General features: G+C 55.0%; 13 protein-coding genes. 4 read left to right on the forward strand and 9 right to left on the reverse strand.

Annotated features, from left to right (window positions below; translation table 11 throughout):
- Positions 1–122: 122 nt before the first annotated feature.
- From PQR63_RS14850 to PQR63_RS14875, 6 genes are all read right to left on the reverse strand, one after another.
- Positions 123–1,415: a cation:proton antiporter gene (locus tag PQR63_RS14850; RefSeq protein WP_408168767.1), complete on the reverse strand. Its 1,293-nt coding sequence runs from the start codon at positions 1,413–1,415 to the stop codon at positions 123–125.
- A 231-nt stretch (positions 1,416–1,646) separates the two neighbouring features.
- Positions 1,647–2,156 carry a hypothetical protein gene (locus tag PQR63_RS14855; RefSeq protein WP_408168769.1) on the reverse strand — a complete coding sequence of 170 codons (510 nt, stop codon included), beginning with the start codon at positions 2,154–2,156 and terminating at the stop codon, positions 1,647–1,649.
- A 165-nt stretch (positions 2,157–2,321) separates the two neighbouring features.
- Positions 2,322–2,498, reverse strand: coding sequence for a hypothetical protein (locus PQR63_RS14860; protein ID WP_007880828.1), 177 nt, complete (start codon positions 2,496–2,498; stop codon positions 2,322–2,324).
- A gap of 240 nt (positions 2,499–2,738) precedes the next feature.
- Entirely contained in the window at positions 2,739–4,406 is a 1,668-nt protein-coding gene (pgm, locus tag PQR63_RS14865; RefSeq protein ID WP_408168771.1) for a phosphoglucomutase (alpha-D-glucose-1,6-bisphosphate-dependent), read from the reverse strand.
- Positions 4,407–4,587: 181 nt separating this feature from the next.
- Complete coding sequence (locus PQR63_RS14870) at positions 4,588–4,971, reverse strand: hypothetical protein (RefSeq protein WP_408168773.1); 384 nt, start codon at positions 4,969–4,971, stop codon at positions 4,588–4,590.
- 254 nt (positions 4,972–5,225) lie between these two features.
- Positions 5,226–5,477 (reverse strand): GlsB/YeaQ/YmgE family stress response membrane protein, encoded by a 252-nt coding sequence (locus tag PQR63_RS14875; protein ID WP_408168775.1) that lies wholly within the window; start codon positions 5,475–5,477, stop codon positions 5,226–5,228.
- A gap of 593 nt (positions 5,478–6,070) precedes the next feature.
- Here PQR63_RS14875 and galU point away from each other — a divergent pair.
- The 4 genes from galU (at position 6,071) to PQR63_RS14895 (ending at position 9,765) form a co-directional block, all read left to right on the forward strand.
- Positions 6,071–7,015, forward strand: a complete 945-nt coding sequence (gene galU / locus PQR63_RS14880) for a UTP--glucose-1-phosphate uridylyltransferase GalU (protein ID WP_408168777.1) — start codon at positions 6,071–6,073, stop codon at positions 7,013–7,015.
- Between the two features lie 301 nt (positions 7,016–7,316).
- A complete protein-coding gene (locus tag PQR63_RS14885; RefSeq protein ID WP_408168779.1) occupies positions 7,317–8,312 on the forward strand; it encodes a M14 family zinc carboxypeptidase in 996 nt (331 codons plus the stop codon).
- A complete protein-coding gene (locus PQR63_RS14890; RefSeq protein WP_408168780.1) occupies positions 8,309–9,070 on the forward strand; it encodes an alpha/beta fold hydrolase in 762 nt (253 codons plus the stop codon). Before PQR63_RS14885 ends, PQR63_RS14890 begins: the two co-directional genes overlap by 4 nt.
- 155 nt (positions 9,071–9,225) lie before the next feature.
- Positions 9,226–9,765, forward strand: a complete 540-nt coding sequence (locus tag PQR63_RS14895; RefSeq protein WP_408168782.1) for a hypothetical protein — start codon at positions 9,226–9,228, stop codon at positions 9,763–9,765.
- 366 nt (positions 9,766–10,131) lie between these two features.
- Here the strand turns inward: PQR63_RS14895 and PQR63_RS14900 are convergent, their stop codons facing one another.
- From PQR63_RS14900 to PQR63_RS14910, 3 genes are all read right to left on the reverse strand, one after another.
- The gene (locus PQR63_RS14900; RefSeq protein ID WP_408168783.1) at positions 10,132–10,443 is read right to left on the reverse strand and encodes a hypothetical protein; all 312 of its coding nucleotides are present in this window, start codon (positions 10,441–10,443) and stop codon (positions 10,132–10,134) included.
- A 71-nt stretch (positions 10,444–10,514) separates the two neighbouring features.
- The gene (locus PQR63_RS14905) at positions 10,515–11,660 is read right to left on the reverse strand and encodes a branched-chain amino acid ABC transporter substrate-binding protein (protein ID WP_408168784.1); all 1,146 of its coding nucleotides are present in this window, start codon (positions 11,658–11,660) and stop codon (positions 10,515–10,517) included.
- Positions 11,661–11,795: 135 nt separating this feature from the next.
- Positions 11,796–12,653: an MOSC domain-containing protein gene (locus PQR63_RS14910; protein ID WP_408168785.1), complete on the reverse strand. Its 858-nt coding sequence runs from the start codon at positions 12,651–12,653 to the stop codon at positions 11,796–11,798.
- Positions 12,654–12,767: the final 114 nt, after the last annotated feature.

Consider the following 12,767-nt stretch of genomic DNA (forward strand, 5'->3'; position numbering starts at 1 on the left):
GATTATTCTGGCACAGAGATGGATTTGCTTCTAGCTTTTTAAGACGAAGATGTCGATTTTTATTGGATCAGCCGCTGATGCGAAGTAAAAAATGTCGATGTAGTAAATGTAGTTTTATTACTTCACGATTCCGGCTTTGCGCCGGATTTGACACGTTTTCGCCAATACAGATGCATCAGCGGCGCAGAGGAAATGCCATGAAGTAATACGGATAGTGCGAGGACGGTCAGTACGTCCTGCGCGATGCGCACGTTAAGTCTGTCATGCCAGAACTGCAAAACAAAACACAGGTAATACAGTGAACCGACACCGCGAATACCGAACCATGCGATCAGCCAGCGATGCGAAGTTTCGGTATCCGAGCCAAGCAAACCGATGCCGACGGCAATCGGCCGGACGACGAAGAACAGCAGACCGGCAATCAGCACGCCCTCACCCGAAATGCCAAATTCCGACAGCAGGATGCCCATCAACAGCACCATGAAAAACTCGGCGAAATGCTCCAGTTGCTGATTGAAGCCGAGCACCGTCTCAGTCAGATAGACCGGTGCCTGTTCAGGATGAACGGCGGCGGCAGACTTGCCGCTGCCCTCGGCTGCAGCAATCAGTTCTCCGGCGGGCTTGTCGCCGCTGCTGGCCGACTCCACCTGCCGCATCGCCAGACCAGCGGCGAAGACCGATAAAAACCCGATACCATTCACCAGCTCAGCAACGCCGTACGACAGCATGATGATGCCGATGGCCATGAACTCTTCCATGCCCAGCGCCAAACCAAATCGCTGCCGCGCGAACAGCACCAGACGCGACATGGCCCAGCCAAACAAGGCGCCGCATCCGATACCGGAGGCAACGCCCCACAGCACGAACCATCCGAAATGATCCACTTGTGTAATCTCATCGGTTACGCCGAGCAATATCAAAGCCAAGATGACGAAAGGAAATGCACTCCCGTCATTGAGACCGCCCTCGCCGCTCAGACTAAAGCGCAACTGATCCGGATCGTCGACATTCTTCACCTGCACATCGGAAGCCAGCACCGGATCGGTGGGCGCAAGAATGGCGCTCAGCAGCATCGCCACCGCAAATGGCAGATTGAACAGGAAGGTCATGCTGATAGCCAGCAAAGGCACCGTAATGAGCATCGACAGCGCGCCTAGACGCAGTGGGAGCCACCACAAGTGACTTCCCTTGCCACGAAACTTCACGCGCAACTTCAAGCCAACGGTGAACAGAGACAACAGCAATGCAACGCGCGTGATGACCGTGAGTACATCCGCATGCGCGCGCAGATCGATATGGATCAAACCGGTGCCGGCAGGCCCGAGCAGCCAGCCTATTGGCAGGTACAACATGGCAGCGTTGAATGGCAGTTTCTCCAGCACCGACTCAAGAAACACCATGAAAGTCAGCAACACGCCGGCGATCAAAAAATATACGGTAGGGATGTCGATGAGCGATCTCGGCTGAAGTGAACACTGGGCGCAAACGATGCTGAACGCTACCAAACAGCGTAAACAAAATGGCAGCTGACATGCGCGGATGTCAGCTGCCGAAGAGAAATGAGAGTCAGAGCAAGACCCGTTAGTGCGGGCACCGTATCGACTATTTGTCGCCGTTGCCGACTCCTGCTATCCGCATGTCCTCAGTCAGTGTTGCTCGGATGCGCTGCCATCTTTTTTGCGCGGCATCAGTCCGTCATCGGCATTTGCGCCTGGATCTTCCGTGCCGTCCGGCTCGGGTTCTGTCGAGGCGTGTTGCTCGCTCACCGGCGGCCTCAGCGTTTCCTTGAGATCACCTTTGACGCCAGTCGATACCGCAATCGATCGCAGCAATTCTGCAGATGCGGCAGGCAGACGATCCGCATGCGCTGACACATCGCGTGCATTCTGCCCCGAGCCGGTTTCAACATAATTGTCGTCGCGCGCATCGGATTCGTCACCGGTCAGATCGCCGCCGGCCTGTTGATCGGTGAAGCGTGGCGTGCCCTGATATAGCGGACGTCCGAGCGGATCCGTGTAAGGCTTCGCGGGAGCTGTTTCCTGCACGTCCTTTTGGACATGAGATGCCTGCTGTTGGGATTGTCCTGATTGTCCTTGCTGCTGGCTTTGCGGTGCTTCTTGCTGCATCTGTTGCTGCGTCTGTTTTTGCGTAGGCATCGTGCTCTCCTTGACTGGATTTTCGCCGCCCGGTGGAACGGTCGAAGCCGGGACTGCAGCTGTAGCTGTACCGGACTGTTCGCTCTGCGCCTCTGCCATTGCGTGCAGGATCATGCTGTCTGCAAACATTCTGAACCGCCTGTCGAAATATTAATGCGCAGCAGCTTAGTGCTTGCGACCGGAACCGGATTTGCGCCCGCCTCCGGAGATTTTATTTTCCGTTGCCCAGGCACGCCGCTCTGCCTCTTTATGGCTGACGCCGCGCTTTTCGTAGCCCTCTTCAATGTGGGCAACCTGGCGTTTTTGTTTATCGGTATAGGAAGATTTGTCGCCTCTCGGCATGATGCTCTCCTTTAAAGCCGTCTAAAAACGAAGTACAGCTTTATCTTAGGCAAGCCTGGACCCCGTGCCAGCAGGACAGGCACTTATTCAGGTGTAGGAGGAATGGGAATGAAAAGGAAAATCTCGCCTGCCATGAAAAACGGCGGCACAAGACGGTGAAAGTCTCATGCCGCCGTGCAAGACGGCGCTCGCGATAGTGTCCAATGACGACTCTATCGCGAGAGGCTAGCCTGAATTAATTCATGCCGCGCCACCTGCCAGCGCATCCGTGACGATCTGCTGTGCTTCAGCAAAGATACTGTCGAGATGCGCCTCATCGCGGAAGCTCTCTGCGTAGATCTTGTAGATGTTTTCCGTGCCGGACGGACGGGCCGCAAACCAGCCGTTGTCGCTGATGATTTTCACACCGCCGAAAGCCTTGTGGTTGGCCGGTGCGGTAGTGAGAATCTGGCGGATTTTTTCGCCAGCGAGCTCGGTTGAACGCACGTTATCAGAAGATAAACCGGACAATAGTTTCTTCTGCTCCGGCGTCGCGGCAGCTTCAATGCGGCCGTTGCACGGCAAGCCCAATTGCTCCGTCAGGCCTTGATAAATTTCTCCCGGATCGCGCCCGGTACGCGCCGTCATTTCTGCGGCGAGCAATGCAGCGGTAATGCCGTCCTTGTCAGTGCTCCAGGGTGTCCCGTCAAAACGCAGGAACGAAGCACCGGCGCTCTCTTCGCAACCAAAGCCAAGACTGCCGTCCTGCAAACCGGAGACAAACCATTTGAATCCGATCGGCATTTCCTGCAAAGGCCGCTGCAATTGCGCCGCCACACGATCGATCATCTGGCTGCTGACCAAGGTCTTGCCGACGCCTGTTTCGGCGCGCCAGTCGGGACGATGCTGGAACAAATAGGACACTGCCGCCGACAGATAATGATTGGAAGGCATCAGGCCGACACTCTTGGTAACGATGCCGTGGCGATCATGATCGGTGTCGCAGGCAAAGGCGATGTCGAATTTATCCTTGAGCGAAATCAATTCGCGCATCGCATATTGCGATGACGGATCCATGCGGATTTGCCCATCCCAGTCCATTGGTACGAAACGGAACGTCGGATCGACTTCACGATTGACGACTTCCAATTTCAGATCATAGCGATCTGCAATCGCTCCCCAGTAATGCACACCGGCTCCACCAAGAGGATCGACACCGATGCTGATGCCTGCATCGCGGATAGCGGCGAGATCGATAATGTTGGGCAAGTCGTTGACGTAGGTTTCCAGATAGTCGTACTGATGCGTGCTCGACGCGCGCAAAGCACGATCGAATGTCATGCGCTTGACCGTGCGCACGGAGTCACGCAGAAAAACGTTGGCGCGTTTTTCTATCCAGCTGGTGACGTTGGTGTCGGCTGGCCCGCCGTTAGGCGTGTTGTACTTGAAACCGCCGTTGTCAGGCGGATTATGCGATGGCGTAATGACGATGCCGTCCGCCAGAGCAGAAGGATGAGCGCGATTGTGCATGAGAATCGCATGCGACACGGCGGGCGTCGGCGTGTACGGAGACCCGTGCGGCGAACTCCGCGCAATCATGGTCTGGACGCCATTGGCCGCGAGCACTTCCAGTGCGCTGGAAAAGGCCGGCGTCGACAACGCATGCGTGTCGATGCCCAGAAACAAGGGGCCGGTAATGCCGTTTTCGACACGGTAGTCGCAGATAGCTTGCGTAATCGCCAGCACATGCCACTCATTGAAGCTGTAGGTCAGCGAACTGCCACGATGCCCTGACGTGCCGAACGCTACCTGATGCGCGGCAATGCCGGCATCTGGATGCAGGCTGTAATAGCTGCTGACCAGCAGAGGCAAATTAACCAGGGAAGAAGTGTCGGCGCGATGACCGGCCAGAGGACTGATGCTGCTCATGTTTATCGTTTGCCTGCTGTTTCTGTTGTTTCTTGGGTATAAAAGATAAGAAGATGACGCGACAGGCCATATAGGATTCACATCGGTATGAATACATACGAATGCGCTGTCGCACCGTCATCGATGAATGACGCGTCACTTCCCATATTGTAAGCGCGGCAACCTCGCGCAGCAATGAAGGCTATGCCATCTCTGGCGTGGATACCGCATAACCGGCCTCACGCAATCTGTTGCGTCTCGCCTTATTGGCAGCAGCAAGTTCTTGCAAGGACATGGCGCGCTGCTCCGAATAGCTCTGCGGCACGCTGCTCGGCTCGATAGTCGCGAGCGTCTGGGCAAGTCTGGGGTAAAGGTTTGCGCGTCGACGCTGATTCTCTTGAGCCAGTTGGGCCTTGAGATCATCCGTCAATACATGCGGCTGGCTAGGCTGATACGGCAGGGGCGCGCTGGATGTGGCGCGCGCAGTATTCGCAGTATGAGCAGCTTGAGCCGTCTGTATCGACTGGGCCGATACGCCGGAGGAATGGACTGACCTGGGTCTGTCGGTATGTGCTGTGGTCTGCATGATCTTCACTCCCGCAATGAAGGAATCTTCTGCATAAATTCAAATGTACACGAGATCTTGAAAACGGACGATAGATGAGTGACAACGTTCGTTTTCTGTTTTCTGGTAGCTGTACGTGCTTTTTAAAATGTGGTAACGCGCCGGTTTTTTTTTCGAAAGGGGCAGTTGGATGTACATCACCGTGATGCACAGATAATGCGAGGATAGTGCACACCCTCCTGCCCGCTCTTTATTTATCCGTTCTACGTGCTTCGTTACGCTCGTCGAACAAGCCGCAACAGCAGCAGCAAAACGACTGCGCCTATCGTCGCAGTGACGATGGAAGCTGCGATGCCGCCACCAACGCCGATGCCGAACAAGCCTGCCAGCCAGCCGCCGATGAATGCCCCGATGATGCCGACCAGGATGTCGACCAGCAAGCCGAAGCCGCCGCCCTTGACGAGTACGCCTGCAAGCCAGCCTGCGATGGCGCCGATGACCAGCCAGGCAATGATTCCGTGAGACATGATGTTCCTTTCAGTTTATTTTTTTCGAACGCCGCCGGATTGCGCGGCTGGAAGAATCTTATTTGCCGTTGCCGTCCCAACATATCGGACAGCGGCCAATTCCCTTGTAGGACAAGCGGCAAACCGCGTGCTCTTGCGACTTTGCGGTGATTTCGACCTCGCCCGGCATTCTTCTCCGATTCCTACAAATCAAAAGGAATGTTTCCTATAGCCAAACAGTGGGTGATTTTTTAAGCTTGCTCCAACTAATCTGACTGGGGGAACAACATGCAAGAGCAAAACGAACGGAGCCAAGGGCGAACGCACACTGTTAATGATGGTGTAGACAAGAGCGCCTCGTGGCCGCTTTTTGCAGCCAGCTTTCTCAGCCAGGCTTGTCCGAGCGCCGCGCCGCTATTTCACTCTTGCGCAATGCTGGTGTCTTTGCGCAAGTCGCGTCGCGGCAAGAATTCCGCCAGTGCAGATTAGCGAAAAACAAACATCGCAGGAAACGAATATACACGCGAATATAGACGCGTCAGATCGTTGATCGAAACTGAATAGCGTCGATTTTTCTTCCGGTCTGATCCGGTATTTACCAAGGAACAAACATCATGAAAAAAATCACCAAAGCCGTCTTTCCTGTTGCAGGTCTCGGCAGCCGATTTTTGCCGGCGACCAAAGCGCAGCCTAAAGAGATGCTGCCCATTGTCGACAAGCCGCTGATTCAATATGCCGTGGAAGAAGCCGTGGAAGCCGGCATTACCGAAATGATCTTCATCACCGGACGTAACAAGCGCGCCATCGAAGACCATTTCGATAAAGCCTACGAGCTGGAAACAGAACTCGAAGCTGCAGGCAAAACCAAACTGCTGGAGTTTGCCCGCAACGTCATCCCTAAACACATCAATTGCGTCTACATCCGTCAGTCCTCTCCTCTCGGTCTGGGTCACGCCGTGCTTTGCGCAAAATCGCTGGTCGGCGACGAGCCGTTTGCCGTCGTCCTGGCAGATGACTTCATGGACGCGCCGGAAAACGGCAAGAATGTCCTGGGACAAATGATCGATGTTTTCGAGCAGGAACAAAAAAGCCTGCTTGCCGTGCAAGACGTACCGCGCAGTGAAACCAAACAATACGGCATCGTCAGCACGGATGCCGACAGCCCGCACAGTGATCGCCTGGACGTCATCAGCGGCATCGTTGAAAAGCCGGCGCCGGACGTTGCGCCGTCAACCTTGGCGGTGGTGGGCCGCTATGTGCTGACGCCTGCCATTTTTGAACATCTGGAAAATATCGGCAAAGGCGCCGGCGGCGAAATCCAGCTTACGGACGGCATCGCCGATCTGATGCAAAACGAAACCGTGCTGGCCTATCGCTACGAAGGCCAACGCTACGACTGCGGCTCCAAGCTCGGCTACCTCAAGGCCACGGTTGCCATGGGCGCCAAGCATCCCGAAGTCGGCGAGGAGTTTTCTGAATATCTGCGTGAAGTGCACGCCGCCGATGAAGAAGCTCAGGAAGTTCTCCAACCACCGGTCCGTCTGGCGAAGATCGCCTGAGGAAAGATCAGATCTGTATCGATGAATCAAGAAGTTTCAGTATTCATGCTTCGTTGCGTACATAGCGTTTTGTAGTGCAGTCCCCGTGCAGTAGTAGTTTTTTCATTTCACCTTCCCCCTATTGACCTGTCTGCCGTCACCACAAAAGTGACGCAGACAGGTTCTTTTTTCTCGTCACACCCAGCCCTTCGTTCCACCCGCCGCGAGTTTGCTGGCAAATAAAACAATACTGTCATTTTGCGGCGACAATTCTATGCAAGAATACGCCACACCTCGTTGAGTGCATGGAGCCGGCAAGCGCATGGATCTGAAGCTACCCGAACTGACCGAACTGGAACGTATCATTCAGGCAGGTGCGCCATGGCTTGAGGCGCGCTCCGCCTGCAACGTCGAATTCAAGGGACGGCATTTCCCGGTGTATGTACTGAGTATCGGCAGCAAGGATCCGGCGGCGCCGGCAGTCGGCTTCTTCGGCGGAGTACATGGGCTGGAACGCATCGGTACGCGCATCCTGCTGGCCTTCCTGCGCAGTCTGATCGGACGCCTCAAGTGGGACAAGGTCCTGCATCATCAACTCGAATCGGTACGCCTGATCTTCATGCCTCTGGTCAATCCGGCCGGCATGTGGAACAACACCCGCTGCAATACCAGCGGCGTGGATCTGATGCGCAATGCGCCGGTAGACTCCCTCGAAAAAGTCCCCTTTCTGCTCGGCGGCCAGCGTTTCAGCGCCCGCCTGCCCTGGTATCGCGGCGCTGCCGATGCGCCAATGGAGCCCGAAGCCCAAGCATTATGCGACGTCGTGCGCGAAGAGTTGAGCAGCCGCGCGTTCAGCGTTGCACTGGATTGTCATTCGGGATTCGGCTTGCAAGACCGGATATGGTTTCCCTTTGCGCATAGCTCTCAGCCGATACGCCACATGCCGCAAATCGAAGCGCTCAAGGATCTCTTCAGCCAGACCTACGCCGACCACAACTATCTCTTCGAGCCGCAGAGCCTGCAATACCTGACTCACGGCGACTTGTGGGATTACCTCTACCTACAAACGGCGGCGGAGACAAACAATGTCTTCTTGCCGCTTACGCTGGAAATGGGATCATGGCGCTGGGTCAAGAAAAATCCACGTCAACTGTTTTCACGCACCGGCATGTTCAACCCAAACGCGCCACATCGCTTGCAACGGGTGCTTCGCAGCCATTTGGTCTGGTTTGATTTTTTGACCCGCGCAGCCTGTGCTCACAAACATTGGCTGCCTGGCGAAGACGGCAGCACGCCGATCAGGGTGACGGGCGCATGACGCCGTGGATCTTGCTGCGAGGCCTGATGCGCGAGACGCGTCACTGGGGCGAGTTTCCGCAAAACTTATCCGGCTATTTCCCGGGTGCAGAAATTGTCATGCTGGATCTTCCGGGCAATGGTAGTTTGTATCGGGAACGCAGTCCGTCCTATGTACAAGAAATGACTGAAGCTTGCCGTCGGCAACTCGCGGCACGCGGCATTGCACCGCCCTTCAATCTTCTCGCTCTATCTCTGGGTGCCATGGTGGCTTGCGACTGGAGCACCCGCTATCCGGACGAGATCGACAAGGCCGTGCTGATCAACACCAGCCTGCGGCCTTTCAGCCCGTTCTATCAACGCCTGCGGCCACGCAATTATCCTGCACTGTTGAAACTTGCTCTTGGCAATCCTGATGCCGCAACGCGGGAACGCACCATACTTCGCCTCACCAGCAATCGTCACTCACCGGCCAGCCTGCTCAGTGAATGGATGCGTTTTTTGCGCGAACACCCCGTCGCGCGTGAGAATGCTCTGCGCCAGCTTCTGGCTGCAATGAGGTACAACGCTCCGCAACAAGCACCACGCGTGTCTTTGCTGATTCTGTGCGGCGGTGCCGACAAGCTCGTCAATCCACGCTGCTCCGCCGCGCTGTCCCGGGCTTGGCAAGCACCGCTGCATGTGCATGGCACGGCCGGACATGATCTGCCGTTGGATGAACCGGTATGGGTCGCACAGCAAATTCATGCCTGGGCGACGCCGGCGATGAGCAAGGCATGATGTGGGTGTTCATATGACAATGATAACGATTACATTTATTTTCATTTGAAAGAAAAAACAAAAACCTCTTTGAAATCAATCCTGTAGTACGTTTTACGATTGCGCAATACGTTAAAAGAATATATATTGTTTATATTATTTATCCAGGAGCAACCATGGCAACACAAAAACCTCAAGCAAAAACAGCTGTGCGCGCAACACCAGCGAAGCCGGCCAAACCTGCAGCTAAGTCCGCAATCAAGCCAACGGCTACCGCTGCAAAAGTTACTGCAAAACCTGCCGCAAAAGTCGTCGCAAAAAAAGTGACTGCACCTGTTAAAGCAGCTGTTCCGGCCAAGGCCAAGATCGTCAACAAGCCAGCCGTGAAAGCCGCTACCAAATCTATCGCACCAGCATTGAAGAAGCCGCTTGCCCCCTTGGCAAAAGCTGCAGTCAAGGCAATCGCCAAGACCGAAAAGAAAACAGAAGTGAAGCTCAAGAAGATCAAGCAAGTTCGCGACAGCTTCACGATGCCTGAAACCGAATATGAAGTTCTGGGCCAAGTCAAGAAGGCTTGCCTGAAGGCTGGTTTTGAAATCAAGAAGAGCGACCTGCTCCGCATCGGCGTATCGCTGATCAAGAATCTGGAAACCGGCAAGCTGAAGACGCTGCTGGCAGGCCTGACCCCATTGAAAGTCGGCCGCCCGAAGAAGTAATTCTTCCAGCCGTTCCTCCGAAGATGCCAATGGTGTTTTCGGAGGCGACTTCCTCGCGACACCCCGTCCCTGCACAATCCTGCTTCAGCCTCGACTGTCCCCCGCCCATTTGCAGCACCCCTCGTCAGGCGTTACCAGATACCCGATAGCCTTTATCTAACGCGATGAATTGATTCTCATCAAGTGATGTGAGGCAGCATCTCGAAATCCAGCCATCGCGTCGGAGAACGGCGAGCATAGTCACCCTTCGCGGCCACGGTACAGCAGCCCATGTTGCTCGATATTGTTTGATGTCGTTCGATGTCGCTTGGTGTTACCAAGCGTTGTTGAATATGCTTGAATATTGGACTGGATGTTTACTACTTCTTAAAACACCGCAATCTGCTCCAGCTTATGTTTTGGCTCTTCACCTTCCGTATGCATCAGCGCGATAGTTTTTAATCCGGGATGAACTTTGACGGCCTGAACGCGTGGACCAGGCAGGACTTTGTCGCCATCGACAAATACCGTCCAGACTTCTTCACCGTACTTGAGCGCCTCGAGGACATGAATGACGTGGCTGTCGCTCGGCGCGACGGCCCATCGGTTGGTATCCGTATTTGCCAATCCCCAGCGCACGTATTGCACGTTGCCTTGTTTGTTGTAGTTGACGGCAGTGATGACACGAATGATAGGCATGGGTTCGGGCAAGTAAAAATTGGAACCCCGATTATGTCACTGTATCTTTCCGCCGCGGTATGTCAGGTGCTTCATTTTTTGCCGCCGATGACTTTAAGCGGCACCCATTTCTGATTTTTTACCTCGAAAATCGTAAAAACAGGATTGGACAGATTGCCCTCCGCATCAAAAGAGATCGCGCCCGTTAATCCATTGTGACGAACCTGATGCATCGCAGCAATGATGCGCTGACGATCCAGTGAATTGGCTTGCTTGATCGCCGCCACGAGGACTTGCACCGCATCATAGGAGAATGGCGCATACAAGCCCATGTCGCCGCCGAATCTGCTCTTGTAGGCCCTCTCAAATTGCTGCCATGGCGCGCCTTTGTAGGAAGGCTGCCCCGGTTCCAGCGCGACGGTTCCGTTGCCTGCTTCGCCGGCAATCTTCAAATACTGCGCGCCGACCGTACCGCCGACACTGACTAACGGCGCCTTGATGTCAAACCGTTTCAGTTCTTTCGCCAATTGCCCTGCCTGGGCGTCGAGTCCACCGAAAAAGACGACGTCCGGATTCTGCTTTTGAATGTTGCGGAGCACGGCATTGAAATCCGAGGTACGGCTGCTCACGCCAAACTGGCTGACGATATTGCCTTTGAGCGACTCGACCATTTGCGCAAAATGCTTGGCGTAGCCTGCGCCAAAAGGGGTCTGATCATCAAGGATGGCAATGCGCTGCGACTTCATCTGGCGCACAACATATTCCGCGGTATAGCTGGCGCCTTCGTCGTCATGCGGGACGATGCGAAACGTTGTCGGAAAAGATTGTTCCGTATAAGCATGGGCTGTCGTCGCCTGAGCGATCTGGACGATGTCCGCATTCTTGTAGATTTGTGAGGCCGGAATGCCGACACCTGAATTCCAATGACCGATTACACCTACGACGCCGCTTTTGACGAAGTAGTCGGCGACCAGCAATCCTGTGCGCGGATCAGAGCGGTCATCCTGCGTCAGCAACTTGAACACCAGCCTGTCGCCGTCAATGTGAATGGCCTGCCTGTTGGCGTCATCCACCGCGATCTCCGCAGCGTGCACAAGGCTGGCGCCGATGGAGCCGGATGCGCCGGTCAATGGCGCTGCGTAACCGATCAATACCGTTCTGTCTGCCGCCATCGCGTGCAACGACAATAGCATCGTTGCACCGAGGCCGAGCAACTTCAAAGAATCCAGCAGTTTCATTTCTTGCATTCCCCAGATTCTTAACCTTAGTCCTGTCTGCATCCTGATCGCACGAGCCGACCGTCAGAAACCATGTCGCAAGTTCCATGCCTGCGCTGTCGCGGACAGCGATAAAAAATGTACATGAAATGCGTTCTAGAAATTCAACTCGATATGCGCTTCCTGCCCAACCCGCAAAACATTGCCGTGTCCCCGGATGACAACGGCGTTCTGCCCAAATGTCAGGCCACCGTCCACGCGGTCGTTGGCGCGATAAGTTGCCAGGGTATCCAGCGGCTCGTTAGGCCATTGCGAGCTACCCTGCCCCGTTTCCTGATCGATTCCCGGCACCGGGCAGCGGGCACACGGCTTAACCATTCTGAGAACGATTTCATTGCCCGGCTCACCCAGCGTCAAGGTATCGATATAGTCCTCTTCGTAGGCATCCAGCCCTGACAAGACCAGGTTGGGTCGAAAACGATTCATCGGAATTGCCGGCGCACCTTTCTTTTTCAGGCGCTGATTCAGATCCTCCAGCGACGCTTCATTTGCCACCAGCAACGGAAAACCGTCTGAGAACTGTGTTGTGGCGACCGTGTCGCCGGTCCATTTCTGGCTGCAGATACGCTGATCTGCAGGGTTGAATTGAACCAGTCTGGTATCCGTCCCGAAATAAGAGGAAAACCAGTCATGCACCTGCTCGCCACAATCCAGCGGCTGCACAGGGTAGTCCCAGATGCTGGCGGACAACGTGACGGCAAGAGGAGCTGGTTCCAGCGGCAGGCGGAGTTCCGGCATGTCCGGTGCCCGCACGATCAATGCATCTTCGCTTAACGCGGTCTTGACGGTGGCCATCAGTGGATGCTCACGCTGTGTCAAAAATCGACCGTCACGATCAATCAGCATCCAGCGCCTGTCCATGGCAAGCCCCAGCTCACTGATGCCGGCTTCGGACAAATTGATACCGGCGCAGGATTTGATGGGATAGACATGCAGTGTGCTTAGTGTGGCCATGAAATACGATCCTTACTATTCTTTACTTTTTTCTGCGGCAATCAACTGGAGTCGCGCAAAAATGCGAACGCTGTACTCGCCCCGCCCAAAATAGTAGCGTATCGAGCCGCTCCA

The organism is Herbaspirillum rhizosphaerae, from assembly GCF_046025915.1.
In the GTDB taxonomy this organism is placed as follows: domain Bacteria; phylum Pseudomonadota; class Gammaproteobacteria; order Burkholderiales; family Burkholderiaceae_D; genus Herbaspirillum; species Herbaspirillum rhizosphaerae_A.

Coding starts and splice junctions, on each gene's coding strand:
- galU (WP_408168777.1), top strand. CDS start 6,071: ATGAAAAAAATCACCAAAGCCGTCTTTCCTGTTGCAGGTCTCGGCAGC.
- PQR63_RS14890 (WP_408168780.1), top strand. CDS start 8,309: ATGACGCCGTGGATCTTGCTGCGAGGCCTGATGCGCGAGACGCGTCAC.
- PQR63_RS14855 (WP_408168769.1), bottom strand. CDS start 2,156: ATGCCTACGCAAAAACAGACGCAGCAACAGATGCAGCAAGAAGCACCG.
- pgm (WP_408168771.1), bottom strand. CDS start 4,406: ATGAGCAGCATCAGTCCTCTGGCCGGTCATCGCGCCGACACTTCTTCC.
- PQR63_RS14905 (WP_408168784.1), bottom strand. CDS start 11,660: ATGAAACTGCTGGATTCTTTGAAGTTGCTCGGCCTCGGTGCAACGATG.
- PQR63_RS14910 (WP_408168785.1), bottom strand. CDS start 12,653: ATGGCCACACTAAGCACACTGCATGTCTATCCCATCAAATCCTGCGCC.
- PQR63_RS14860 (WP_007880828.1), bottom strand. CDS start 2,498: ATGCCGAGAGGCGACAAATCTTCCTATACCGATAAACAAAAACGCCAG.
- PQR63_RS14885 (WP_408168779.1), top strand. CDS start 7,317: ATGGATCTGAAGCTACCCGAACTGACCGAACTGGAACGTATCATTCAG.
- PQR63_RS14870 (WP_408168773.1), bottom strand. CDS start 4,971: ATGCAGACCACAGCACATACCGACAGACCCAGGTCAGTCCATTCCTCC.
- PQR63_RS14900 (WP_408168783.1), bottom strand. CDS start 10,443: ATGCCTATCATTCGTGTCATCACTGCCGTCAACTACAACAAACAAGGC.
- PQR63_RS14875 (WP_408168775.1), bottom strand. CDS start 5,477: ATGTCTCACGGAATCATTGCCTGGCTGGTCATCGGCGCCATCGCAGGC.
- PQR63_RS14895 (WP_408168782.1), top strand. CDS start 9,226: ATGGCAACACAAAAACCTCAAGCAAAAACAGCTGTGCGCGCAACACCA.